28 protein-coding genes, 1 tRNA gene and 1 CRISPR repeat array are annotated in these 24,458 nt (G+C 45.5%); of the genes, 5 read left to right on the forward strand and 24 right to left on the reverse strand.

All coding sequences use genetic code 11. The annotated features are described in order from the left end of the window. Nucleotides 1–76: 76 nt before the first annotated feature. From FD32_RS00165 to recX, 11 genes are read right to left on the reverse strand one after another with little or no spacing between them, the layout of a single operon-like run. Nucleotides 77–1,003: a glycosyltransferase gene (locus FD32_RS00165; RefSeq protein ID WP_053003008.1), complete on the reverse strand. Its 927-nt coding sequence runs from the start codon at nucleotides 1,001–1,003 to the stop codon at nucleotides 77–79. Between the two features lie 46 nt (nucleotides 1,004–1,049). After that, the gene (locus tag FD32_RS00170; protein WP_047767818.1) at nucleotides 1,050–2,015 is read right to left on the reverse strand and encodes a glycosyltransferase family 2 protein; all 966 of its coding nucleotides are present in this window, start codon (nucleotides 2,013–2,015) and stop codon (nucleotides 1,050–1,052) included. Between the two features lie 27 nt (nucleotides 2,016–2,042). Next, nucleotides 2,043–2,924, reverse strand: coding sequence for a glycosyltransferase family 2 protein (locus FD32_RS00175; protein WP_047767820.1), 882 nt, complete (start codon nucleotides 2,922–2,924; stop codon nucleotides 2,043–2,045). Between the two features lie 19 nt (nucleotides 2,925–2,943). Next, complete coding sequence (locus FD32_RS00180) at nucleotides 2,944–3,714, reverse strand: glycosyltransferase (protein ID WP_047767822.1); 771 nt, start codon at nucleotides 3,712–3,714, stop codon at nucleotides 2,944–2,946. 41 nt (nucleotides 3,715–3,755) lie between these two features. Next, nucleotides 3,756–4,523: a glycosyltransferase gene (locus tag FD32_RS00185; RefSeq protein WP_056962069.1), complete on the reverse strand. Its 768-nt coding sequence runs from the start codon at nucleotides 4,521–4,523 to the stop codon at nucleotides 3,756–3,758. 25 nt (nucleotides 4,524–4,548) lie between these two features. After that, a complete protein-coding gene (locus FD32_RS00190; RefSeq protein ID WP_047768104.1) occupies nucleotides 4,549–5,160 on the reverse strand; it encodes a YveK family protein in 612 nt (203 codons plus the stop codon). Next, nucleotides 5,157–6,347: a hypothetical protein gene (locus FD32_RS00195; RefSeq protein ID WP_047768102.1), complete on the reverse strand. Its 1,191-nt coding sequence runs from the start codon at nucleotides 6,345–6,347 to the stop codon at nucleotides 5,157–5,159. The genes FD32_RS00190 and FD32_RS00195 overlap by 4 nt, the downstream gene beginning before the upstream one ends. 37 nt (nucleotides 6,348–6,384) lie before the next feature. Beyond that, nucleotides 6,385–7,314 (reverse strand): glycosyltransferase family 2 protein, encoded by a 930-nt coding sequence (locus FD32_RS00200; RefSeq protein WP_047768100.1) that lies wholly within the window; start codon nucleotides 7,312–7,314, stop codon nucleotides 6,385–6,387. A 20-nt stretch (nucleotides 7,315–7,334) separates the two neighbouring features. Next, nucleotides 7,335–8,096: a DUF4422 domain-containing protein gene (locus FD32_RS00205; protein ID WP_047768097.1), complete on the reverse strand. Its 762-nt coding sequence runs from the start codon at nucleotides 8,094–8,096 to the stop codon at nucleotides 7,335–7,337. Nucleotides 8,097–8,117: 21 nt separating this feature from the next. Then, entirely contained in the window at nucleotides 8,118–8,762 is a 645-nt protein-coding gene (locus tag FD32_RS00210; protein WP_047768095.1) for a sugar transferase, read from the reverse strand. 59 nt (nucleotides 8,763–8,821) lie between these two features. Continuing rightward, nucleotides 8,822–9,622, reverse strand: a complete 801-nt coding sequence (recX, locus tag FD32_RS00215) for a recombination regulator RecX (RefSeq protein WP_047768093.1) — start codon at nucleotides 9,620–9,622, stop codon at nucleotides 8,822–8,824. Nucleotides 9,623–9,721: 99 nt separating this feature from the next. Here recX and FD32_RS00220 point away from each other — a divergent pair, with 99 nt between their 5' ends. Continuing rightward, nucleotides 9,722–9,937: a DUF1659 domain-containing protein gene (locus tag FD32_RS00220; protein ID WP_047768091.1), complete on the forward strand. Its 216-nt coding sequence runs from the start codon at nucleotides 9,722–9,724 to the stop codon at nucleotides 9,935–9,937. 24 nt (nucleotides 9,938–9,961) lie between these two features. Further along, on the forward strand, nucleotides 9,962–10,207 hold the full coding sequence (locus FD32_RS00225; protein WP_047768089.1) for a DUF2922 domain-containing protein: 246 nt from the start codon (nucleotides 9,962–9,964) through the stop codon (nucleotides 10,205–10,207). A 71-nt stretch (nucleotides 10,208–10,278) separates the two neighbouring features. On the opposite strand, the gene FD32_RS00230 is transcribed toward FD32_RS00225, so the two are convergent. The 3 genes from FD32_RS00230 to map all read right to left on the reverse strand — a co-directional run bounded on the left by FD32_RS00230 (nucleotide 10,279) and on the right by map (nucleotide 14,054). Further along, complete coding sequence (locus tag FD32_RS00230; protein WP_047768087.1) at nucleotides 10,279–11,172, reverse strand: YihY/virulence factor BrkB family protein; 894 nt, start codon at nucleotides 11,170–11,172, stop codon at nucleotides 10,279–10,281. A gap of 117 nt (nucleotides 11,173–11,289) precedes the next feature. Next, nucleotides 11,290–12,795, reverse strand: a complete 1,506-nt coding sequence (gene yjeM / locus FD32_RS00235) for a glutamate/gamma-aminobutyrate family transporter YjeM (RefSeq protein WP_047768086.1) — start codon at nucleotides 12,793–12,795, stop codon at nucleotides 11,290–11,292. Nucleotides 12,796–13,199: 404 nt separating this feature from the next. Beyond that, entirely contained in the window at nucleotides 13,200–14,054 is an 855-nt protein-coding gene (gene map / locus FD32_RS00240; RefSeq protein WP_047768083.1) for a type I methionyl aminopeptidase, read from the reverse strand. A gap of 109 nt (nucleotides 14,055–14,163) precedes the next feature. Between map and FD32_RS00245 the strand changes: the two genes are divergently transcribed. After that, nucleotides 14,164–14,625 carry a flavodoxin gene (locus FD32_RS00245; RefSeq protein ID WP_191980295.1) on the forward strand — a complete coding sequence of 154 codons (462 nt, stop codon included), beginning with the start codon at nucleotides 14,164–14,166 and terminating at the stop codon, nucleotides 14,623–14,625. Then, the gene (locus tag FD32_RS00250; protein WP_047768080.1) at nucleotides 14,618–15,055 is read left to right on the forward strand and encodes a GtrA family protein; all 438 of its coding nucleotides are present in this window, start codon (nucleotides 14,618–14,620) and stop codon (nucleotides 15,053–15,055) included. Before FD32_RS00245 ends, FD32_RS00250 begins: the two co-directional genes overlap by 8 nt. A gap of 57 nt (nucleotides 15,056–15,112) precedes the next feature. Here the strand turns inward: FD32_RS00250 and wecB are convergent, their stop codons facing one another. From wecB to FD32_RS00270, 4 genes are all read right to left on the reverse strand, one after another. Further along, nucleotides 15,113–16,246, reverse strand: a complete 1,134-nt coding sequence (wecB, locus tag FD32_RS00255; protein WP_047768078.1) for a non-hydrolyzing UDP-N-acetylglucosamine 2-epimerase — start codon at nucleotides 16,244–16,246, stop codon at nucleotides 15,113–15,115. Between the two features lie 104 nt (nucleotides 16,247–16,350). Further along, nucleotides 16,351–16,423, reverse strand: a tRNA-Arg gene (locus tag FD32_RS00260). Nucleotides 16,424–16,479: 56 nt separating this feature from the next. Continuing rightward, nucleotides 16,480–17,784 (reverse strand): DEAD/DEAH box helicase, encoded by a 1,305-nt coding sequence (locus FD32_RS00265; protein WP_056962070.1) that lies wholly within the window; start codon nucleotides 17,782–17,784, stop codon nucleotides 16,480–16,482. 11 nt (nucleotides 17,785–17,795) lie between these two features. Continuing rightward, on the reverse strand, nucleotides 17,796–18,815 hold the full coding sequence (locus tag FD32_RS00270; RefSeq protein ID WP_047770126.1) for a Gfo/Idh/MocA family protein: 1,020 nt from the start codon (nucleotides 18,813–18,815) through the stop codon (nucleotides 17,796–17,798). A 165-nt stretch (nucleotides 18,816–18,980) separates the two neighbouring features. On the opposite strand from FD32_RS00270, the gene FD32_RS00275 reads away from it, so the two are divergent. Beyond that, nucleotides 18,981–19,343: a DUF4828 domain-containing protein gene (locus FD32_RS00275; RefSeq protein ID WP_047770125.1), complete on the forward strand. Its 363-nt coding sequence runs from the start codon at nucleotides 18,981–18,983 to the stop codon at nucleotides 19,341–19,343. 41 nt (nucleotides 19,344–19,384) lie between these two features. Here the strand turns inward: FD32_RS00275 and FD32_RS00280 are convergent, their stop codons facing one another. The 6 genes from FD32_RS00280 to FD32_RS00305 form a co-directional block, all read right to left on the reverse strand. After that, nucleotides 19,385–19,960, reverse strand: coding sequence for an LOG family protein (locus FD32_RS00280; RefSeq protein WP_047770124.1), 576 nt, complete (start codon nucleotides 19,958–19,960; stop codon nucleotides 19,385–19,387). Then, nucleotides 19,950–20,891, reverse strand: coding sequence for a lactate/malate family dehydrogenase (locus FD32_RS00285; RefSeq protein ID WP_047770123.1), 942 nt, complete (start codon nucleotides 20,889–20,891; stop codon nucleotides 19,950–19,952). The genes FD32_RS00280 and FD32_RS00285 overlap by 11 nt, the downstream gene beginning before the upstream one ends. 73 nt (nucleotides 20,892–20,964) lie before the next feature. Beyond that, nucleotides 20,965–22,500, reverse strand: a complete 1,536-nt coding sequence (locus tag FD32_RS00290) for a glutamate--cysteine ligase (RefSeq protein WP_047770122.1) — start codon at nucleotides 22,498–22,500, stop codon at nucleotides 20,965–20,967. A gap of 138 nt (nucleotides 22,501–22,638) precedes the next feature. Next, nucleotides 22,639–23,127: a prolyl-tRNA synthetase associated domain-containing protein gene (locus FD32_RS00295; RefSeq protein WP_047770121.1), complete on the reverse strand. Its 489-nt coding sequence runs from the start codon at nucleotides 23,125–23,127 to the stop codon at nucleotides 22,639–22,641. 66 nt (nucleotides 23,128–23,193) lie between these two features. Beyond that, a complete protein-coding gene (locus FD32_RS00300) occupies nucleotides 23,194–23,613 on the reverse strand; it encodes a hypothetical protein (protein ID WP_053003080.1) in 420 nt (139 codons plus the stop codon). Further along, on the reverse strand, nucleotides 23,576–23,887 hold the full coding sequence (locus tag FD32_RS00305) for an MGMT family protein (RefSeq protein ID WP_047770119.1): 312 nt from the start codon (nucleotides 23,885–23,887) through the stop codon (nucleotides 23,576–23,578). Before FD32_RS00305 ends, FD32_RS00300 begins: the two co-directional genes overlap by 38 nt. A 25-nt stretch (nucleotides 23,888–23,912) precedes the next feature. After that, nucleotides 23,913–24,405: a CRISPR direct-repeat array (repeat unit 30 nt; unit sequence ATTTACATTCCACTTCTATTAGATAAATAC). Nucleotides 24,406–24,458 lie beyond the last annotated feature (53 nt).

The following is a 24,458-nucleotide window of genomic DNA, read 5'->3' on the forward strand; positions in this document are numbered from 1 at the left end:
AACGTGTGAAACATGTGTTTGATGGGTATTTTGTGTATTTTTATGAATAAATCAGGGGCTTTATTTAAAAATTAATTTATATTTTTTTGCCAGGCAAAAATTCTTTATTTTTTCCGTCAATTCCCTTCAGGCCATCTTTAAATCCTCGATTATATACATATAATGCTTTCCTTCTGATACCTTTATATTCGTTAGACTTTAAGACATGAATATTAAATTTCATTTGATGCCACAAAAGATACAATGTTAATAGTTTCCAATCTGAATGTTTCTTTCGCATCAATATCTGATTTCTAATCCCGTAATAATTTTTCCAGCTAATATTAACTATTGTAGTATCTTTTCGTGGCGTCTTATGAATAATTCTTGCTTTGGAAACATTAAGTATCTTAGTCAATTCATCTACACGTAAGGAATACTCTGTATCATCAAAGTATATAAAGTAGTCTTTGTTGGGTAAACCTATTTTCTTCAAAATATCTTTACTGATTACACAGCCAACAAACGAAAAAGTATCAACATAAAAGTTATCTTTATACTCGTTTATTGGTATATCTAATTCTTTTACCCATTTCCTATTAACAACTCTACGTCGATGGTCAGTTTGAATTGTACCGTCTTCATATAAAACTGTTCCACAAAATGCTTTACATTCAGGATGTTTATCGGCGGCTTTGCTAATTAACTCAAAGTAGTCTTTCTCATAAAATGCATCATCATCAGAAATTGAGAGGTAATCAAATTGATCGGTATGATCCATTGCTTTTTTTATACCATAGTAAAAACCACCTGATCCACCATAATTTTTTTCCATTCTTTGATAATTGATTAGTGGGTTCTCTAGTAAATGTTCTTTTTTTAGCAAGTCTTGAGTACCATCAGTCGAACAGTTATCAATTATAAAAATTCTTTGGGGTCTTACCGTCTGTTCTAACAAACATTGAAGGGCGCCTACTAGTTTTTTCTTTCGATTAAATGTAACGATTACAGAAGCATATTTCATAATTAAACTCCAATACCAAAAGTCACCAGGATAAATCCTAGTGACATTAATTATTTCTTATTTTTTTTGCATAACGTAGCATTATCACACTGTAAAGTAGCGTTTTTTTTCGCGAAGTTTCCATTGGCGGTAACTGACAAATTAGTTTTAGGTTATTAATTAAATCACTATCTGTTAATAGCTTTGAATACCTAAGCAAGTATTCTTTATTCATACCCTTTACTTCATTTCCATACTCATGATTGAACTCAGTAATGATCTTTAGTGCTTTTATGAATTCATTACAATCATAATCTGAAAAAATAATCCGGTTAAGGGGGTTTAAAGTCTTCCTTGCTTTACTCCCGTCAAGACTCCCTAGTACGTTTGACCCATGCTGGCGATAAAGGATAGTTGGTTCCTCTATATATTCTACCTTCCCAAAACATGCAGCAATTAAAGTTAACCACCAATCATGCATAAAAACCATCTTATAGTTTATCTGGTTGAATTTAACTAGCTCTTTAAGTTGCTGATTAATCATCATCGTGCAACCAGTAGCACAGTTATTAAAAAGAATTCGTGGAAAATCATTCCAAGATGGTCCTTCATTATATAGACGATAAGGCTTCAAATTATCATCAGTAACCTTTAAATTTGTATGAATGCAAATCGGTAAGTTGGTACTAGTTTTCTCTACTTCGTGCATCTTATTAAGAGTTTTTTGAATCTTATCAGGTAACCAATAATCATCTTGATCTGAAAACATATAATAGTCCGCATTAGTTCTAGAAAGCAAGTCCATAAAAGACTTTACGGTCCCAACATTCACAATTTTTTTCTCATTTAGGAACGTAATTTGTGGATGTTTAGTAAGTTCACGGATTAAAGATACTGTTTCATCAGTTGATCCATCATCTCGAATGTAAAGATGCCAGTCATGGTTAGTCTGCTTCAAGATTGAATTTACTTGTTGCTCTAAGTAGTCATAACCATTATAGGTTGAGAGTAAAACTGCTATTTTTTCGTTCATATTTTTAATACCCCATTCAACCTTTGTTTAATCTATGAATTCAATTGAAGGATTAAATTTAAGCCCACTTAGTGTTGATTTCCAAATAATGGATAATCGCTTCCCCTTATAACTCGGTGACTTACATACTACTTTTACAGTATGAAGCATGGTCTTTAGCAGTAGGTGTGTCCATCCTGGAAGACCTTCCCGACGGTATACATATACCTCGTTACGGTATGCGTATTGGTAACGATTGAATCGCTGTGGCGTGTCATCAACGATATTACTACCATTATTTGACTTACATTTATGAATTATGACACTTGCTGGTACAAAATAAGATGGGTACTTACGTGAAATCCTTCTTGAATACTCAATATCATCAGCCCAAATAAAGAATTCTTTTATCGGTAATCCAACTTCTTTAACAACTTCAGTAGGAATGAGAAAAGAGACAAAAGTTCCCATAATAATATGCTTAGGCTGACCATTGAAATTACTCAGTTTGCGATTTAACGATACTTTGGGAATATTCATCTTACAAATTGATTGATCCTTCCAAAGTACCTTACTAGAAAGGAATCCAAATTTCCCTAATTTTTCAGCTGCTTTCATTAATTCTTCAAGAGCCGCTGGCGTCGGAATGGAATCATCATCCATCAGCCAGAGGTAATCATAATCTAACTCAGTAGCTTTCTTAACACCAAACTGAAATCCACCAGCACCACCCAAATTAGCACCGGTGTTGACATATTTAACTTTTGTGCCAAATATATCGGTCACTAATGCTCGTGTGCCATCAGTACTTGCATTATCAACTATCAGCACATCTAGGTTAGTATATGTCTGTGCAAGTAATGCAGTGATACATTCTTTTAATAGTTCTTTTCGATTATAGGTAACTACAACCGCAGCTACTTTTTTCATCGTAAGTACCCCACCAAAATTATGATTTCCTAGACAAATTAAACTTACGCCAAATCTTATGTTTCATCAACTTTAACGGTGGTATGAAAATTAGATTCAACTTGCTACGAGTATTCCATGTGGTCATCGTCGTATTGATTGATGAGAAGTTCTTACCATAGCGATGAACAATCTCGCGACCAGTTTGAACATATTGCCAGTTTTCTGAATTTCCTGGTGAATAGTGCCATACTCGAGCCGGAATAACGTAATTGTTTTTCCCATTCAACAGAGCAACTAAACATTGCTCGACAGCGTACATATGCCATCCTTTAATATTAGAAAATGGATGTGCTTCACAAAACGATTTTTTCATTACAAAGAAACTTTCATCCAATGTTTGAATTTTTGTTGCTTTCGTAATAGGCTTTCCGAAGTGATAAGAAGGAATACCCTGAACCATTGTCGTTAAAATAACTGACTTATGATGATAAAGTTCAAATGGACATCCCGCAACACCTACTACACCAAAGTCCTTAATCTTGAGTATTTGGTCAAAAATGTCGTGCAAAGCATTTTTATCAAGAAAGCGCATATCCGGATGCAAAAAGACTAGATAATTACCATTAGCCTTTTTAATAGCTTTATTATAGGCTTCACGAGCTGATGAAAACTGATTGTTTCCATTGTTTATCTTAATTAGTTCATAGTTTACTTTCTTCTGTTCAGCAAGATTGTCCTTGAATTTTTGGTAAACATCTTCTTTATTTACAATAGTAATTATTGAAAATAAATTTTGTTTGTCAGACATAATTTCTCCTTCAATAACATAAATGGCGTTAGAAATTCTAATTAATCCTTTGCCAATTTAAATTTACGCCAGATCTGATGCTTTACTAATTTCAATGGCGGTTCAATAAGTAAGCCTAACTTATTTCTAGTAAACCAAGTTGTAATGGTTGTACTAATTGTTGGGAAGTACTTGCCGTACCGTTTAGCAATCTCTCTACCGGTTTGAACGTATTGCCAATTTTCTGAGCTTCCAGTAGAGTAATGCCACATTCTAGCAGGTACTACGTAATTCTTTTTTCCATTCAAAAGAGCCACTAGGCACTGTTCTACAGCATACATATGCCAACCATCTATATCTGAGAATGGGTGAGCTTCACAGAAAGAACGCTTCATAACAAAGAAACATTCATCAACTGTTTGAACCTCAGTTACTTTATCGATCAATGTTCCAAAGCGATGAGGTGGATTATCATGAACAATCGAGGTAACAAGTGTTGACCGATGATGATGCACATCAGATGGACAGCCCGATACTCCTGCCACACCGAGGCCCTGAAGCTTAGTGATTTGGTCTAACGCATCACGGAGCGAGTGGTCATCTAAGAATCGCATATCAGGATGGGTAAATACAAAGTAGTCACCGTGCGCCTTTTTCATTGCACTGTTATATGCAGCTCGTGCAGATGTAAATTGATTATGGTCATTATTAACTTTTATCAATTCGTAATTAACACCATCTTGCTTCTCAAGACTTTCCTTAAATCCTTGATAGACATCCTCTTTGTTGACTATCGTTATGATTGAAAATAGTGTTTTTTCTTTAGGCATTTTTCTCCTCACTTTTAAGAGTAGACTAAATTAGTCGACTCCAAGTTTCATCAACAAAACAAATAATTAATCCTACCATGCCACCTAGTGCCAAGCCAACAGCAACATATTTTTTAGTATGTGGTACTGTTACTTCCTCTGCACTACTGTTTGTGGCTGGAGATAAAAGACGAACTTTCCCCGCACCAGGCTGGATAGAAGGTAAATCTTTCTTCATAGCTTTTGCCATAACATTAGCTACTTCCACTGCAGTATGCTTATCCGAAGATTTCGCGCTAATTGTTAAAACCAGCGATTGTTGTGAAACTTTAGTGTCAATAAGATTGCTTAAATTCTCTGCAGAATATTTTTTTCTTAAGTGCGTAGGCAGATAATTACGCGCTGTTTTAGCAATAATTGGATCTTCAACAATCTTACTATATGTATCCATCATTTTCTGATCGGTAGAATTGAAGCTGTTATTTGAATTCTTCTCTTCGTGAATAGTGTGCGAAATAACCATTGCTCGTTTGGCAGTATAGAAGGTATGCTGACGATGCTTAGCCAAACCAAACATCCCAGCGCCACCAAGTAAAAAGAATACCGCTACAATGCAGAAATACTTTAAAAATACCTTTTCTCTGCTACCTGTTGTCATGATTTTCCTCCTGTTTTTTGAGTGAAGTTTATATTGTTAATAGCTGATGACGCAAATAATGCCAATAAAAATGGATTGTAGTTTAAATCCATCAAATGTTGTTCGACAACGCAGTGAAGACTAATTAACATAATAATAGCTGCCAATACATACTCCTTACGCAAGGTCGAACGATAGGCAATAATAGTCATAAAAGTTACAATCAAGATTCCCAATAGTAAGCCATAAATAATTGCCAATCTTACATACGATGAATCTATATAAAAATAAGAGAACCCAGGTTTATTGAAATTCTTAAGTCCCTTAGATCCACCCCAGCCATTTTCAACAATATGCTGACCAAGTATAGAAATCCCGTATTTTTGTAATGCCTGATGAGAAAGGCTCAGACGACCAGATAACGTATGATCTAGGATTCTAAAAACGCGACTATTATTCTTATACAACCACGATAACAAAAGAGTACTATACGCGGTTAGTGGAACGACTACCCAATAAAATGAAGCAATTCCACGTGAAATTAAATATTTCTGTTGCGCTCGCTGCGCAATATAAATAACTGGAATCGTCAACAATATCAAGATAAATGAATTACGTGCTTGCGTCAATTCGTAAACGATTACATCTAACAACACAACTAACATATAGCTTCGCCAAGTTAGTCGTTTAAATGCTAGATAATAGTATGCTAGCAATAGATAAAAAACGTATGCGGCCATATCGGTCGGGTAGCCAATTCCTAGAGAGTGACGATGGAATTTATCACGAACGTATATAAAGTCTTTAATAATATTAGCCTGCGAAATTAGAATTGTCCCCACTAGCAGAATACAAACCGTTCCAAAGAATAGTTTAATTATCTGACGAAACTTAACATTCTCTGCTCCCATAATAAAGCTGATGTAGAGGAGAATATTAATATTTCTTACCAGGCGCCAACTAATTACAGCTAATAATAAGATAGCAGATTTACAAAGAACCCTTTTCAATTCGAACTTATCAAGCGCATAAATCTTAAAAATTAGCAGCGCAACCGCAATATACAAAAGCCGGTGAATTCCTTTTTCAGGAATTAATGGCACATAGTCACTGGACAAAAGGAAAGTCAGTATAATTGCATATATAAATGTGCAGTAATATAATCTTTCGCCGATTATTATTTTATTATTAAATATCTCTTTTCCCATAATCTTTCCTTTATACAGCTAATGTTCAGAATAATAATTACTTTTTCTCCTTAACGATATAAATTGGCCGGTGCTTAGTCTGCATATAAATTTTGCCAATATAACGGCCAACAATCCCTAAACAGAAGAGCTGGACACCACCGATGAACAACATAATACATACTAGTGAGGCCCACCCGAACGCACTACCGTCAGGTGCAATAAGGTGGCGTACGATTACGACAATGATGCCAATCACAGCAATAAAGGCGGAAAAGCCCCCAATCCAAGTTGCAATCGCCAACGGGGCCTCGGAAAAGTCGGTAATTCCGTCAATCGCATACTTAAACAGTTTCCAGGTCGACCAATCGGTTGTTCCGGCAACCCGTTCCACGTTCTTATATGGCAGGTACTTAGTTTTAAAACCGACCCAGTTAAAGATTCCCTTAGAGAACCGGTTGTACTCCTTCAGTGAAAGGACCGCGTCGATCATTTGCCGGGTCATCATCCGGTAGTCACGTGCTCCCGATACAATTTTAGTATCAGAAATACGGTTGATTACATTATAAAACTGATCACTTAAGAAGGATTTAAACTTTGCCTCACCTTTCCGGTCGGTCCGCCGCATCCCCACGCAGTCGTATTCACCAGACGAGATATAGTCATACATCTCTGGCAGGTACTTCGGTGGGTCCTGAAGGTCCACGTCCATCACAACCACGTAGTCACCAGTCGTTGCCTCCAATCCAGCATAAAGGCCGGCCTCCTTACCAAAGTTTCGGGAGAAGGAAACGTAGTGCACCCGTTCCGGGTCCTTTTCGTGGAGCTTTCGCATTTCAGCCAGTGTATTGTCAGCTGAACCGTCGTTGACAAACCAATATTCAACCTCAACCGGCATCTTTTGAACGACTTTTTCCACTGCTGGATAAAACAACGGGACGGTCTCCTCTTCGTTGTAGCACGGTACGACGATCGATAACTTTGCCACTTCAGATTCCCCCTACTTTCTTAGGCATGGCCAGTAATCTTGCGTAAGATAAACTTGCCGCCCTTTTTGAACCAGTTGGTGTGTTCCATGAAGACATACTTCACCTCAACCGTTGAATACTGAGTGTTCTTATCCAGCCAGGTATCCAAGAGTAACTCACTCAGAAATCCGTATACTCGCTTCTCGTATGCCGAATAGTTGCTAATATCAGTCCGCTTTTCCACTTCTGCCAAGACCGCAAACATCCACGTGCAGTATTCATTAAGCGGCTGTTTCTTCATTACGAACATGTTAAACATGTGCGCCCAGGTCCGCTTCACAACCTTTTCGAAGGATGGCAGGTATTCTGGGTACTGCTCCCTAATCACCTGCCGCATCACCTCAAATGGCTCATGGTGGTGGGCATGCAGGTAGTGCGACTCATTGCTTTCAATGTAGTAACGCCGCTTAGGGGGCAAAATGATGTCATGATCTGCCAGTAGGGCCTCTGCCTGCTTTTTCGACAAAACGTCATCCAGGGACTTACGGTGGTTCAGACTAAGGTACCGTCGGTAATGAACAAGTCCCATGGCATCTAAATCAAGGTTCTTCCAGCCCCAGTAAATGGCCGTCAATTCATTATAAGTCGGGTTCTTGACGGAAATATTGTCGCCCGTATTGTCCCCCTGGAATGTATGGTTAACATCCGGGTGAATTTCCTTACCCACAAATACGGGTAAATAAAGGCTGTCTTTGGGCATTGCATAGTTCTTATGCGCTGCGACAAGTACTTTCACATCCACTTTCGTTTCTCCTTGTCTTACTTAGTACGCACCATTTGGCACAATCATTACTTTTACCGTTTCAAACATGATCTTCAGGTCGAGCCAGATTGACCGCTCCTGAATATAGGTCAGGTCAAGGCGAACCATTTCGTCAAAGTCGACGTCATTTCTGCCACCAACCTGCCACATTCCCGTGGCACCCGGCTTAACCATCAGGCGCTGCTTATCATACTCGGTGTATTCAGCGACCTCACCGACCAGCGGCGGCCGGGGGCCAACGATGCTCATCGATCCGCCGACCACGTTGACTAGTTGGGGGAGCTCATCAAGGCTATATTTCCGAATAAAACGACCCACTCGTGTGATGCGTGGATCGTTTTTCATTTTAAACATTGCCCCGTTAACTTCATTCTTACTCCGCAACTTCGCCAACAGTTCGTCAGCATTGTTAACCATTGACCGAAACTTGAACATCCGGAAATGCTTGCCATCCTTGCCAACCCGAATCTGAGTGTAAAAGACGGGGCCTTTCGGATCATCAATCTTGATACAGATTGCAATGATTAAGAACAATGGGCTCAAAATAACCACCGCAATTGATGAAGCGACAATGTCAAAAAGCCGTTTGATGAAACGGTAGCCATACTGATGATTTAGTTGTTGTTCATTAATATGAATCTTCATTTTCTTTTCTCTTTAAACCTTAGTAATATATCTTACCTATAATACCAGTATTCCCTTCGTTAGGAAAGTCCCTCCTGGTTTTCACTCAGCCAGTGCTGCACGGCATCCAGGTCAAAGCCCTTCCGGTACATTGCCTGCTTGAACCGCCGCTCCCGGTCCAGTCCGGTGTAGCGACGATAGCGGCGCCACACCTTCTCCGCCTGGCTGGCTAAGAGGTCCGCCTGGTGGTCGGGGTCCGCTGCGGGCTCAACCTGGTCCTTGATCTGGTCAAATAGGTCACTGGAGTAACCCTTAGTCATCAGCCCCTGCCGGACCTTCTGCTCCTGACGGAAGGTTGGTTGGTTACGGTACCGCTTGAATAGCTTCTTGGCGAGCTTACTGGCGTTTTCTACCTGCTGAGCGCTGGTGAAGTTGGCCAGGGCGGCGTCAATGTCGTTTTCCCCCACCTTCTTCAACCGGAGGTGCTGGCGGATGACACCGGGACCCTTCAGGCTGGTAGTCATCATTGTCTGCACATACGAGAGCGCGTACTGGTGGTCATCAACCAGGCGGCGTTCCCGGAGTTTGGCCATGATGGGGTCCACGAACTCCGGTGGTGTCTCCAGATCATGAAGTTTTTTCACGACCTCGCTTTCGCTCCGCATCTGATAGGACAGGTAGTCGAGAATCTTCGCGTACGCCTGAGCCTGCTGGTCGGCAGTCGTCACTCGTTTAATAAGGTCCTTATCAACTTCCATCCCCTTCATTAAGCGGAACTTCACTAAGACACTCTCCGCCACGGGGAAGGCGTACTTGCCATCTACATAGACATTATAGCGACCGCGCCGCTTTTGTGCCGCAATTTTAGAAATCTTCGCCATTTTTTAAGATTCACCCTTCATTTTTTCTGTTCTGAATCGTTTATATAAGTGTAAGCAGTGGCCACTACTTATGAAAAACACAATAAAGGAGTGCTCAACATGAGTATGGAACGTCAATTTAAGTCTGCCAAAGTCCAGTTAACATTAGTCGGAGATAAGCATCCCAAGGGCATCAAGCGCCTCTTCAACAACGTCTCCCAAAATGTCTCTGGTGAACAGCTGGCAATTGTTGGCTCTGCCATCGAAAGCCTGACCGGCGAAAAGTGCACCGCCACTAACATCATCACTACTGACCAGTTCATCACCGCTGAATAAACTTAAAGAAAGGAACTTTCTCAAATGCGAACTCTTAATTTAACTTTCAAGGGCAACCTTGGTAAAAAGCACCTCTTAAAGCTCAGCTACGCTAGTGAAAACCTCTCCGCCGATGCCGTCCGCCAGGCAATGGACCAAATTGCTAACGCCCACGCCTTCAGTAAGGGCGACGAGGAGGACATCTACGCCAAGCCAATCGCCGCCAAGTACGTCGATACCGTCTCCACCGTCCTCTTTAACGACGAAAAGAAAGAAGCACCAGCTGCTTAGCAAAGCATGGTACCACCTATAAGATAAGTTGGGCGCCAACGTTCGGGATTTCCCCGCGTTGGGGCCCATTTTTATTTGCGTTTTCGCCGTTCCTCGCGGTCAATGATTTGCCAGAAGTGTTCCCGTTCGCGCAGGACCCCTTCGTGAGCTTCCTGGAGAGTAGCGTTTAGCACCGCCCCAAGCATTATGACGTAGCCGGACAGGTCCAGCCAGATCATCATCGCGATGAAGGCCCCAATCGTCTTGTAGGAAATCACACTGTGACGGAAGAAGACCGTGTAGTAGGAAAAGAGCCGGGACAATCCCATCCACAAAAGGGCGGCCAAAAGCGCCCCCGCCGCAGCATAGTGGAGGTGGACCTTAGCGTTGGGCACGAAGTAATACAATAGGGTCAACGCTAAAAAGAGGACCGCAAAGGTAACCGGCCACCGCAGTGAGCTAAATAGGTAGATGTAACTCCGGTTAAAGCGCAGAAACGGCTGGATACTCTTTAAGACCTGTTCACCAAATCCGTAAAGGAGGACGATGATGAAAATAACGGCGAGGACAACGATCATCCAGATAAAGGAAACCACCCGGTTAATCAACGGGTTCTGGTTGCGGGCCACCCCATAGGTCAGGTTAACTGACCGCTGGAAGGCCGCAATCCCCTGACTGGTCGACCAGAGAGCAATCAAGGCCCCAGTCGTCAGTAAGCCCCCACTCCCCCGGCGGAGGAAGTCAAAAATCAGGGGCCGGATAAACTCATAGACTGACGTGGGAACCGCTGATTGGAGGTAGGCCAAGACCGTATTGGCATCCAGCCCCATCATTGGTAGGAGGTTTCCAATCACCAGAACGGCTGGGAAAATCGATAATAAGGTATAGTAGGCCAACATGGCCGCCGAACTCGATATCTGGGCCATGGTGAAGTGCCGCATCAAGAGCAGCACGAAGTTCTTAAATTTCCCCGGTTCCTTACTCATGGTATTCTCCCTTTAATAGTATAGGGACATTATAGCAAATAATAATGGGTAGTGGACGATAATACAAAGAAACGCGGCTAACGAAAATGAACGTCAGTCGCGTTTTGATTTAATAAATTATTTATTAGCACGCCGCTTCTTGGCCGCAATCTGGTAGAAGACCAGGGCCACAATCGCAAAGAAGATTGGTCCGGCGAGTGTCCAGAAGGCGGTTTGGTAATCTTTCTCCAGCAGTGGTTGCATGAAGGTGAAGATGATCCCACAAGCCAGGATCAGTTCCACAAAGACAACCAAGACGTTCGTCCAGAACCGGTTCTTAAAGATTACAAATGGCCGGTCGAGGTTCTTTTTGGCCTTAAAGAATGGGAAGGCTCCAATCAGGAAGATGTATGGGAAACAGGTTGAAACGTTGGCCATATCAGTCAAGACCAGGTAGAACTTTTGGGCAGCCGATCCTCCAAAGGCAACCAGGAAGACGATAACACAAACGACAATTGCTTGCAGCCACATGGCGTTAGCCGGCATGTCGGCCTTGTTGAGCTTGGTCAGCTTCTTTGGCCACAAATCTGGGTTAGACCCAATGATGAAGGCCTTAATTGGTGAGTACATCAAGATAAAGAGGGCGCCCAAGAAGCCTAGCGTCTGTGCCAAGGCAACAATCCGGGTCATCACAACCCCGAAGGTCAAAGCTGCTGCGTGTGACCAGCCAAGGGAGGTCCCCATCGTGATCCCTAAGTAGTTGAAGACCACGTAGGTTACGTTCCCCAGGTTGACACTGCTCTTGGTCAGGTCGTGCTGGTAGTTGACGGACCAACCAAGCATGAAGATCATCAGGACATAAGCCCCAATCGTGAATACACTAGCAATGATCAGGCCCCGTGGGAAGGTCTTTTCTGGGTTCTTCATACTATCAGTAACGGACCCCAGTGATTCCATCCCCCCGTAAGCGAAGATTGCGTATGCCACGAATGAAATAATGGCAATTGGGCTTTGGAATTGGGGGTTGGGTGAAGTGATGAAGGAGCTAATACCGTGGATTGGTTCCTTCAAGACTCCCTTGTCAGCGATTAAAACGATGATGCTGACAACGACGAAGATAATATTAACGGCAATGGTGAAGATTCCACCAAGTGAACCAACCTTGGCGATGGAGTTCATCCCCCGCGAGCTCAGGAAGGTAACGACCAGGATCATGATGATCCCTAACACCCCGATGAACTGCGTCGAAGTCAGTCCAAAAGCGTGCCACTGTTGGGTAGTATCCTTACCAAAAATCAGTGCGGAGAAGGTGATCCAAATCCGTGAAGCTGTCGAAACCATCCAGACGATCCAGGATGCCAACCAAACGAAGGTCCCCATGAAGGCAATCCGTTCACCGACGGAACCCGCCAACCAGGAGTAGATCCCTCCTTTGGCATCCTTAAATGTCGAACCATATTCAGCCATCATTAAGCCGCATGGGAAGAAGAAACAAATCCCCGCCAGTGCGTACCAGATAATACTACCGTAGCCCATTTGTAAGTAGGCGTTTGAAACATTACCAAAACCGAAGATAGCGGTAATGATCATCGTGACCAAGCCAAAGGTAGTAATAATTTTTTTATTACCACTCTGTTCTTCCAATATCCTATTCCTCCATAAATACTCATAATCTTAAATAAAATTAAGAAATTATTTAATAAAATAAGTATAGTTCACTTTTTGAATATTTGAAGAGTTTGCAGGCCTTTTTAATCAAATTCTAATCAAAATATGCAATTATTTTCGCTAAAATATTCATTTATGATACAAAATGACGCGATTATTCAGCTTTTGTGCGTATAAAGATACATTCACACGGCTTGCATATTTATCGGTGCAAAATGACAATTTAGGCAGATTTGGTAACATAATAATGAGAATTGATAATATTTACTTAATTATTATAAGCAAATTTATTGACTAACTTTATTTCGTTAAGTGAGTAATAGCGTTTAAAACAAGGTTTAAAATACAAAAACCCCAGCCAACAGCTGAGGTTGAAATCATTACTTAAATTGTTCGGCAACTTCCCGGGCAATCTTGCCGTAGTGGTCCAGGTACTTGGCGTAGTTGTCGTCGTAGATGTACTTAGCATCCGCTTCGGGGTCTTGAGAAGTCAGAATCTTTGGTCCCTTGTCGGTAACGACTAAGGTGTGTTCGTATTGGCAGATCCAACCACCATCGGCCGTCTTGGCTAACCAGCCACTTGGGTCACTGGTGTCGGCTTCCCAGGTCCCGGTATTAATCATTGGTTCAACAGTGATGGTCATGCCCTTCTTCAGGCGCAAGCCTTGACCGTGTTCCCCGTAGTGCGGAACCATGGGATCTTCGTGCATCGTTGGTTGGATACCGTGCCCGACAAACTCCCGGACATCACCATAACCATTTTCGTCTTCGGTGTAGTGTTGGATAACGGCGCCAATGTCCCCAATCCGGTTGCCGGGAACACACTGGTCAATTCCCATGAAGAGCGCTTTCTTGGTAACATCCATCAGCTTCTTGATTTCTGGCTTTACTTCGCCCACTGCGTAGGACCAGCAAGAGTCACTAAAGAAGCCATCCACGCTGACCACGGTATCGACCTTAACCAAATCCCCCTTCTTCAACATAAGGTTTTTGCGGGGGAAACCGTGGCAAATTTCGTCGTTAACACTGACACAGGTAGCGTACTTGTATCCTTCAAAGCCAATTTGTTCGGCCTTGGCACCGGCAGCCTTGAAGTACTTGCGGGCAAATTCTTCAATCTTCCAGCTGGAAATCCCGGGCTTAATAAACTCGCGAATTCCGAGGTGCATGCCGGCAAGGGCCGCACCAGATTTTTCCATCGCTTCAATTTCACGTGGCGATTTTAATGTAATCATTCTCGGATCTCCTTTTTGACATTCTATCGTTATTAGTATACCACTTGTCACCGCTAAAACACCCAAACCATGCTATACTAAAAAAGATCAATAATTTGGAGGCATATAAATAATGAAAGCACTCGTAGTTTACGCAACCATCACTGGTAACAACAAGGATGTCGCCGACCTGATCGCCGAATCCTTGGAAGACGACCACGACGTCGATGTTGAAACCACCGAAATCTCCTTAGCCGACCCGGCGGACTTCGAAGACGTCGATATCTGTGTTGTCTGCCCTTACACCTACGACGAAGGGGCCCTGCCTGACGAGGGGATGGACTTTTTCGATGACCTGCAAGAAGAAGAACTGGACGGTAAGGTTTACGGTGTTGCTGGCTCCGGGGACACCTTCTACGGTGACGACTTCTGCAAGGCGGTTGACGAATTCGGCAAAGTCTTCGACGGCACTGGGGCAACTAAGGGTAGCGAAAACGTCCACATCAACCTGGCCCCCGACAGTGAAGACGTCAAGAAGCTGGACAAATTCACGGCAGAACTCGTTAAAAAGGCGGAAGAACTGAATGCTTAAAGAACTGTGGGACAAGTACAAGTCAATCGTCGCCTACCTCTTCTGGGGTGTGGTGACGACGATTGTCAACCTGGCCACCTTCCAGATCCTCAGTTCCGGGATTCATTGGAATTACGAAGTTGCCACAGTCATCGCCTGGTTTGTGTCTGTTTTGGTTGCCTACTTCACCAATAAGGTCTGGGTATTTGGTTCCCACTACACCACTGTTAGCGACTTTATCGCTGAGATTTTCCGCTTTTTCTTTTACCGGGCCCTGACTTTAGTCATCGACATCGTTATTACCTTTGTTGGAATCTCCGTGCTCGGTTTCAAGGACCCACTTGGCCAGTTCATCGTCAAGGTCATCGACAACGTCATCGTTATTGTCGCTAACTATATCTTCTCGAAGTGGCTCATCTTTAACAATAATAAGAAAATTGAAAACAAGTAACCTGCAAAGTAAACAAGGCCCAAGCCCGGGGTATTCTCCCCTGCTTAAGCCTTATTTTTATTTCTGAGCTAGATAATTCTGAATAATCTGTAAGATTTTTTCACTGGCGTGCCCATTGCCAAAGGGATTATCCGCTTCCGCCATACGCTTGTACTTCCGGTGGTTATTGAGCAGTTCAAAGACCGCCTGCTGGATGCTGGTCGGGTCCGTTCCAACAACCTTAACGGCCCCCACATCAACTGCCTCCTGCCGCTCCGTCTTTTCCCGCAGGAGTAGGACCGGGGTGTGCAAGGCGGGCGCTTCTTCCTGGATGCTTCCCGAATCGGTAATAATCAATGTTCCCCGGGCCGCCAGCCGCAGGAAGGTCGAGTGATTCAGCGGCTTGGTCAGGTGGATCCGGACATGCTTACCGAGAACCTCTTCGGCCATCGCCACGACCTCCGGATCCGGAAAGACCGGATAGATTAGTTCAACGTCGGGATTGGTCTCCACAATATCACGCACCGTGTGGAAAACCTGACGCATCGGTTCACCAAAGTATTCGGGGCGCTCCATCGTCAGAATGATTAAGTGGTGGTCCGTTGGAATCTCCGGAAACAAGGCTGCCGTGTTATCGTTACCAGCCAAGGTCTGCTTTACCATGTCGATTACCGTGTTCCCGGTCACGTAAATCTGTTTAGCCGGATGGTGTTCCAACAGGAGGTTATCACGGGCGTGGGTTGTCGGCGCAAAGTAAAGGTCGGCTAAGTCGTCAGTCAACCGTCGATGCATCTCGTCCGGAAACGGTAACCGCTTATCATGGGTCCGCAGTCCCGTTTCAATATGGCCAATTGGTAGGCGGTGATAGAAGCCCACCAGGCTGGCAGCTAAGCTGGTGGATGCATCCCCGACTACCAAGAGCATATCTGGCTGGCCAGCATTGACGACGTTATTCAGATTGTGCAACAGGAAGCTCAGTCCCTCAACCGGGTCGGCCGTTTGGTTGGCCTCCCGGGCCAGATCAAAGTCTGACTTGATCTTCAGGTAGTCCAACGTCTGTTGGAGAACCTCCTGCTGGCTTTGCTGCATGGTCGTTACCACCAGCGGTTGCCAGGTATCCAAATCAGTCCGCACCAACTTGATTACCGGTGCCAATTTTAATGCTTCGGCCCGGGTTCCGAAGAGGAACATGATTCGATACGGTAGTTGCACTTAGCTCGCTCCTTTCGATAAAATTCATTATTATTGTACACCTAATATTTCCGTAAAATAAAAGCAACCCGGGAACTCCTTCGCCAGGCTGCTAATTAAAATGATGATCCCATCCGGGCTTGAACCGGAATCGACCGCTTAGGAGGCGGATGCACTATCCAATTATGCTATGGGACCAAGCAAAGAATATTATCGCATTTACCTCGGTGAAGGTAAAGCAATAATGTCCTTTTTTATTTTAAATTTTGGCGACGGTGCTTCAGACGAATGCCCTTATTTTTGCGGTTCTTTTTGTGGCGGTGCTTATTGGGCTTGGAAAAGCCTGCAAAAGTCTTATCCACCGACTTCTTCAACCGCGGCTCACCCGTCAGTTGCTTCTTCTGCAGGCGGTGGTCAGCCTTCTTGACGTAAGGAACCGTCCGCTCACCGGCAACCGGCTTCTGGTCAGTCAGGTGGTCCTCACTAATGTAGAAGTGCTTAATGTCCACGTCGAGGTCCTTGACGAGCTTGCGCAGGTCACGGATATCATGGTCATCCCCGAGGTTAATGACCATCCCCCGTTCACCCTGCCGGCCAGTTCGCCCTGCCCGGTGGACGTAGGTATTGGTGGCGGTTGGCAAATCAAAGTTCACCACCCCGGGCAGCTTCGGGATGTCCAACCCCCGGGCCGCCAGATCAGTGGTTAAGAGCAACTTAATTTGGCGCTTACGGAACATCCGCATCGCCTTTTCCCGCTCAGTTTGCCGTTGGCGCCCACCGAGGATGCCGACGTTAACATGCTCGTGCTTTAACCGGCTGGCCGCATAGTGGAGGGTCCGGGTGCTGTTGAAGAAGACCAGGGCCCGGAAGTCCTTCATGCTGGCCAGGCGCCGGAGGGTCGCCGTCTTCTGGGCGTTCGTCCGGGCAGCGAGGTAGACGTGGCGGACGGGGCCGCGTGAATGGTCAGACTCGCGGACGTCGAAGGTCACGATGTCGCGGCCAAACATCACGTTCAACTGGTTAAGAACCGGGGACATCGTGGCCGAGAAGAAGGCCAGCTGGGTGGTCAGCGGGGTCGCACGCTCAATGTCCTCAACGACCGCCAGGGTGTCGTCTTGCAGGAGGTCGTCCGCCTCATCGATTACCAGTGTTTGGAGGTGGCCGAGCTTCAGGTGGTGGTTATCCAGCATGTGCAGGACCCGGCCGGGCGTCCCGACGACGACATCGGGGTGCTTGTGCAGGTGCATCACCTGCCGGCGGAGGTTAGCACCCCCGGTTAGGGACTGAACCTTAACACCGATAATGGTCCCCCACTCCCGCATCACTCGGGCGGTCTGGAGGGCCAGTTCTTGTGATGGTGCAAGGACCAGGATCTGGGTACCAGAGCCCGGCATCACCTTGGGTAAGAGCGGCAAGGTGAAGGCCAGGGTCTTACCAGAACCAGTCGGGGCAATCCCCAGGACGGATTTATCGGTCTGGAGGGCCTTTTCAACCGCCGACTGGATTGCCGTTGGTTGCTTGTACAGCTTATCAAAATGTTCCTTAAATTGTTCGATCAAATACTATCATCCTATTCTTGATCATTGTCTGCTGGGAATACTAAGTTAGCTGATTGCCGGAGGGAGTACATGACGGAGTTAACCGTTCGGGCTAGATCCATCCAGTGCTGGTACTTCTTCATTTCGGCCGGGTCATCCGGATTGTTGAAGAGGTCGGCAAAGTCGTTCATTTCATCGGTCATGGAATTTTCTTCAACCGGGACGTCCAACGGGTGGGCATTCTTGTCGGCATCGTAGTAGACAACCTTCTTGGTGTTGAAGATGCTGTCGAAGACCAGGGTGTCCTTTAAGCCGTAAACTTCTGATGGCAGGTGTGAGTTAGCGGTCTTACCGAAGTTCAGGGTGACGGAGAACTTGTCGTAGTCGAGGATGGCAACTCCCTTGGCATCGACACCCGTCTTCGCAAGGGTTGGGTAGTATACGACCGTGCTTGGTTCACCGAAGAGGGTCACCGCACCGTAGACGGCGTAAACGCCCAGGTCCATCAGTGCCCCACCGGCAAAGTCGAGGGTGAAGATGTTTGGATATGGCTTATCACCAGCTAAGACCTTGTCGTAACGGGATGAGTACTTCATCACCGTAATTGTGGCCCCTTGGCAGTGGTTTTCCTTCATCTCGGCAACTTTTTCGGCGGCCTTCTTGTAAAGTGGCGTGTGGATGTGCCGGGCGGCTTCAACTAAGCGGGCCTTCGGGTGGGCAGCAAGGAGGGATTCAATGGCGCTGAATTCGTCCGGATTAGCGAACGATGGCTTCTCGACGATGATGAACTTATCGTTTTCGATTGCCTTGCGGACTTGTTGGTAGTGGAGGCTGTTTGGTGAAGCAACGTAAACCACGTCAAAGTCCCCTTCAGTGAAGAACTTGTCGAGGTCGTCGTAGAATTCAGTGGCGCCATATGGTTGGCCGTATTCCTTAGCCCGGTCCATCGTCCGTGAATAAACGGCCGTCAGCTTATACTTGCCAGTAGTCTTAGCGGCATCTAACATTTGATCAGTGATAATGTGAGTTCCGATAATTCCTAACTTGAGCATAATGTAATTCTCTCCTTTAAATATAAATACGATTGTTACAACTAATTTTACCAATTATTGCGGCTTTTTAACAGAATTGAAATCTTCCCATAACACAAATGTGTGTATAATAAGCATGGAAGTTAAATGACTTATCACATACTTAATTGAGGAGATCGATGGAATATGAAGAAAAAGGGAATGTTACTTTTCGGCGCGGGACTTATGGCTGGACTCAGCAGTTCCTTCGGGTTCAGCCGCGCAAAGAAGAGTAGCACGACAACAGCGCTACCAATTTTTTACACTGGTACTTGGCAATATTATGACAAGGAACGCAATCGATCCCATAAAATCACCATTTCTCCTGAACTTAAATTGGGCATCGACAATCAGATAATTCCGGCCACTGTTCAACAAATTAAGAATGACAAATTAGTATTCCTTGATAAGTTTGGTTACCACATTACGATTCGAGCCAATGAACAACGGCCAGTTTCCCTTTCCGATGAAGCTGACGACCAGGTTTACACAATTCAACCAGTTCAATAATTATTGGAGCGCTGCAATACAGCGTTTTTTTATTTTAAAATTTATTTGTCATAGGTGCGGTGGTGGGGAGCCTGGTAGTCATTCATAAATTTAATAATCGTGCCCAGGTCATTCCCAAAGTACAGACTCTTCAGGTATTCCTTCTCTAAAAAGCCCGCCTTAGTCATCTCAACCAGCTGCTTTTTAAGATTATCGTAGTAACCCCGGTAATTATAAAAGGAAACTGGTTTTTTATTATCACCAAGCGTTACCCAGGAGGCCGCCTGGCTGATTTCTTCCAGGGTCCCTACGCCGCCGGGAAAGGCCAGCATCCCATCCGCCAGGCTCATCATCTTTTCCTTGCGGATGTCCATGTTGGCAACGATCTGCCGGTCCGTGACCCCGTCCAAGGCCACGCCACGGTCGTATAGTTCTTGGGTGATCACGCTGTGGACCAGACCGCCATTCAGGAGGGTCCCCCGGGCAATTGCCCCCATCAGGCCATGACGGCCACCACCATAAACCAGGTCAATCTGGTGGGCTGCCAGCCACTCACCGAGCTTCTCCGCCTCAACCATGTAATGCTTATCCTTGCCTTCTAAGGCTCCACAGTAAACTGCTAGCTTGTTAATTGTCATCTGCTTTCCCCTCTTTGCTTAATTCTTGAAGTGTCGCCAACTGCTGTTTGATATCAGCTGCAGCGGTCTTAACAGCCATCTCTTCGACCGGGTACAACTTGAGCAGCAACAGGTTCCCCACACCCTGACGCCCAATTAGTGCCGGAAAACTTACGTAGGTCGAATACTGCGGCTGGAAAATGGCTACCGGCAAGCCTAACTGCTCATCGGTAAAGATGGCCCGGATAATCCGCCGGGCCCAGGCAACCGCTGCACTGGCGTTGTAACCCAGTCCCTTTAAGGTATACCAACCACTGAGGTCAGCCTGAACCTTGAGCTGACTCTCGTCCAACCGGTGACCATTGATGGATTCACCAATCCCCTGGCCGTTAACCCGGACGGTAGACCAGGCAAAACTTTGCCGACCGTTATGCTGACCATAGACGAAACCGGTCACGTTGGCGGCGGACAAGTGGGCAGCATGGGCCACCGCCCGCCGCATCCGAGCGGTATCGACCACCGTGCCCAGGCCAATTACCTGCTTGGGTGGGAGTAATAATTCTTGCTGGAGAAAAGCTGTAATGGCTTCGTTCGGGTCGGTTAAGTTCAGGACGATTCCATGAAAGCCGCTCTCTTTGATTTGCGGGGCGATTTGCGTGACCGCCTGACCGCTGGTGGTGAGTTCGGCCATCGGCTGTTCCTCAGCCAAGGCACTCTTGCCAACCGCCATGACGATGACCTGGGCCCCACCGAGTGCCGCATAGTCCTGGATGGTGATTTTTGAGTGGTGGGCGCTGGCGGTGGCCGCGTCCACTAGGTCGGTTTGCACTGCCAGGGCACAGTCATCATCCTGGTCGATTAAGACCAACTCATCTGCTTCGCCAGTAACTGCCAGTTCATTTGCCAGGAGGCGCCCCACGTGGCCTAATCCAATAATTCCAATTTTTCTCATACCTGCACCTCACTAATTACAAAGGAGAGGCTGACGCTGTCTACGCCAACCTCTGCTTATTATTTTAAGATATTTATTCTTGTGGTTCCTGCAGTTTCTGGGCCTCGGGAAAGGCGCTTAAAACGAATTCACGGGGGCCCTTACTGAAGTCGAGGGGTTCTTCTGCCTGGTACATTTCCTTATGGCCCCCAACATAGAGGGTGACCATATCCGGCTGCAATTCAAACTGAACCCCCAGCTCGATTGCCGCCCGCAGGAGGCGTTGGACGTCATCTGAATAGTCCTTACTGATGGCCTGGAGCGGGTGCTGGTAGTTGATATTGTTGGTGTACCGGTCATTGGCAATCTTCAAGCCGAAAGACAGGAGATTGCCATTTTCAATCCGATCAGCCAGTTGACCACTAATAGTCAGGGTTGGGTCCTCCACCCGCCGCTTGGCAAAGGTCAACGCCAGCTTGTACTCCCGCGGAGCGTTGAACTCTTCTACGAAGGCCTGGAGCTCGTCAATCAACTTGTTGGCGGCATCCTTCATCCAGCCGGTTTCATCCGTTGGCTTCTGTAAGGCAACCTCATTATTAAGCTCACGCGCTTTGGCAAGACGTGACGTTAGGTCATCCGGAAGGGGTGAGACGATAGCGTCTAGCAAGAGGAGCTCCAAGAAGTTCAAGGTATCATCACTAATTCCTGTCCGGGAGAGCGGGTCAAGGTCAAAATTGCGGAATTCGAGATAGTCGATTCCGGCTGCCATTACTCCCCGCAAATCGCGCATATCCTGATCGTGATGACGTAGACGGACAGGTCCAAAGAATTCTTTGAGGCTGTAGAAAGTCCCGTTGTCGACATACTCCTGCAGCTGGTCAACATGCTCTTCTAGAGAGTTGTAGGTAATCCGTTCACTGGCCTTATTATCGTCACCGTACTCGCTGGCCCGAATACTCCGAACCGGGAGCTCAATGTTGTCCGGGAAGCTCTGCGGCATGTCCTCAGCAACCGGGCTGGCCCCGTACAGGTAGGTGAACAGCCACTGGTAAAGATAATAGGCCTGGGCGAGCTTGAAGTAGAGGTGGTTACGGAAGTCAACTTCATTGCCGTACTCGTCAATATAGAAGCGCTGGTAGAGCGTTGATACAAGGTCGCTATCCAGGCCAAAATTAATGTGGACATCGCCCATGATTTCCTTGGCAACCCCATATTTATTTCCCAGGTAATCATGGTTGGCCTGGGCCCATGGCTTGGTGTAAGCGTCCTTTAAGTATTCCATGTCGTGTTGGTAAACCGGCGCGGGGGCCATGCTAAGTGGCCACAGGCGCTCATCGCTGTGGAGATGCTCGATCATAATCTGTTCTAGCATCTTTAAGTGAGTTACCGCATGCCGGCTTCCCACTACCGGTGGTGTCTCAAAGTCAATCATGTCATCGGTAAACCCTGAATTCAGGTAAATATTATATTGACGCGACCGCAGATTAGCCGGATATGGGTACCGACTGGCTCGGCCGTTCGTCAAGACACGATGCTTTTTAGCTTCTAAGCCGAACTGACAGGCAAACATTTTGGCGTTCAGTTCGGGCTCTTTCAAAGCTGACTTGATTTGGTCATATTTATCAGCCATCTAGCATCCTCCCAATTATAATATATCATTCTCACTCTAACACTTTTGGAACATAATGGACAATCTTTTTAGAGACAATGTTAATAAATTATTTTACTAGATGTCTGTATTAGTCTTTGAAAGTGCCGGCAAAGGATCCTACAAGTCCAGAATTTGCACGGGGTTTCCCCATTCCTTAACGAGCTTGAGGAGACGGTCGACGGGAATGACCACCGTTTTAGTGTTGTCGTTGGGGTGGCAGCCAATTGGTAGACCACTGTGAATAAGATTTCGGTCAAACACAAGAACGATATCATGGCTCTTATCATTAATTAGATTAAGCGGCGAAACCGCCCCACTTCGGATACCTAGGTACTTAGGTAAGTCATCACGTGAAACGAATGACAGGCGACTAGTGTGGAGGGCCTTGCGTAAGGCGCGAAGGTCTAGCTGATGGTCATCGTGAAAGGTAACCAGGTAGAAGTGATGCTTGCCGTGTAAAAAGAGGTTCTTGGCGCGACCAAAGTGGCAATTGATGTAAATTTTATCTGCCGCTTCCGCAGTATAGACTGGGGGATGGTTAATCAGTTGGTAGTCAATATGGTGTTGGTTAAGCAGGTTAAGAACCTCTTCTGATGGATTATTCATGTTTGTTTTTCCTCAAACAAGTGTATGCAGTTAAGTAGTTTTATTATAGGTTAAGAAGCCACTAACCTAATGATTATTTCCCGGGAAATATGTGACGACTGCTGGTGGATGAACCGCGCGTAGAAAACTTTGGGCTGCGGGAGTTGGGTTGTTCGCAGCCTGCTGGATAAGGTAGCGGATGCGGGATGTAGCAATCCACTGGTCACCGACGAGGGTTTGGGCCATTCTAGGAGCAGCATCTTTGCCATAGCCCTTTCCAGGATGGACACGGTTGAGTTGCCAGCTTGGGTAGGTGATGATTTGGGCGGTGGGGACCCGACTATGCCAGCGGGCCTCGTAATGCCAGTCGGCCGCTACCCAGGTGTATTTGACCTGGACGTAGCCATTCTTGGTCTGGCGCTGGACGGCGGCATAGCGTGGAATCGGCCACGGAGCCAGGTTACGGGAACTAGATGCCGCGCCAAAAACATTTTTGAATGTCGACATGGGTCGCATCTTTGAACGGCACCCCCTCCGCTTCTAGCATGGGTCGTTGGTCAATCCAGCCAGGCACTAACCGACCGTTTGCAGTGACGACCCGGTGGCAGGGATGCTTACCGCACCCGCCAAATTTGCCCAGCGCCTTACCAACGAGGCGGGCGTTGCGCGGGCGGCAAATCATGCGGGCAATCTGGCCATAGGTTGTGACGCGCCCGTACGGGATTAAGTCCACTGTGTTTAGGACGTCTTGGGTGAATTGTTTGTCTAGCTTGGTTGCCATGGGGCACCTCTTTTTTGTAACTATAATTCATGTTCTACTTCTATTAGATAAATACTTTAAGTGTATCCCACATGTATGTGGGGGTGATCCATTTACTTTCCACTTCTATTAGATAAATACGCCACGTTGAGCTGTTGCAGTTGACTATCCTGGAACTATTTACATTCCACTTCTATTAGATAAATACAACAAGTGTTCTACGTTTATGGTGATTGTGCTTTAAATTTACATTCCACTTCTATTAGATAAATACGGTATAAAAGATAATACTATGAGTAATAACTAGGTCATTTACATTCCACTTCTATTAGATAAATACTTAACTTGGGGCTTTTTAATAGCCGAAGCTAAAGTCATTTACATTCCACTTCTATTAGATAAATACTCAAAAGCTAGTTGAGCTTGAGTAGTAAATGAATCAATTTACATTCCACTTCTATTAGATAAATACGAAACATACCCCGAGCAATCCATACCTGCCCAAGGATATTTACATTCCACTTCTATTAGATAAATACTGAAACTTGAAAGCTAATAATCACGCCAAAGGCGTGTGGTTATTGGCTTTTTT

This window comes from Limosilactobacillus panis DSM 6035 (assembly GCF_001435935.1).
GTDB classification, from domain to species: Bacteria; Bacillota; Bacilli; order Lactobacillales; family Lactobacillaceae; genus Limosilactobacillus; species Limosilactobacillus panis.